Origin of the sequence: Variovorax sp. KBW07, from assembly GCF_003852515.1 — a bacterium.
Taxonomy (GTDB): domain Bacteria; phylum Pseudomonadota; class Gammaproteobacteria; order Burkholderiales; family Burkholderiaceae_C; genus Variovorax.
Map to the genome: position 1 here is coordinate 13,648 of NZ_QAJK01000069.1, position 594 is coordinate 14,241.

The 594-nt window shown below is 68.7% G+C and carries 1 protein-coding gene; it reads right to left on the reverse strand.

Going from position 1 to position 594, the window contains the following annotated elements; all coding sequences use genetic code 11:
* Positions 1–594 (reverse strand): hydantoinase/carbamoylase family amidase (locus tag DBV14_RS15330; protein ID WP_124460015.1); only part of this gene is annotated, 594 nt, incomplete at both ends.

Sequence of the window (594 nt, forward strand, 5' to 3'; positions counted from 1 at the left end):
TCGTTGTGGCTGATGCCGTCCTTGCAGGGCACGAAGATCATGCCGGCCGGCGCCAGCCGTGCGGCATAGATCGCGTCGTGGCCCGCGCCCGAGACGACGTCCATGGCCGAGTAGCCGAGCTTTTCCGTCGCGCGGCGCACCGCGTCCACGCAATCGGGGTGGAACGGGCAGGGCGGGATGTACGACACGCGCTCGATGGTCACGCCCAGCCCGGTCTCGCGGCCGGTGCGCTCGACGAACGCGAGAATCTCGCCGTGCATGCGGTCGAGCAGCTCGTCGTTCACGTTGCGCAGGTCGACCGAAAACTTCACCTGTCCCGGAATCACGTTGCGGCTGTTCGGGTGCACCTGCACCATGCCGACCGTGCCGCGCCCATAGGGCTGGTAGCGCATCGCGATGGCCACCACCTCCTGCATGATCCGCGTGGCCACCTGCAGTGCATCGCGGCGCAGGTGCATCGGCGTCGGGCCCGCATGCGCCTCCATGCCCGTCACCACGCAGTCGTACCACGAGAGGCCCAGCACCGCCGGCACCACGCCGATCACCTTGCCCGCGTCTTCCAGCACCGGGCCTTGCTCGATGTGCGCCTCGAAG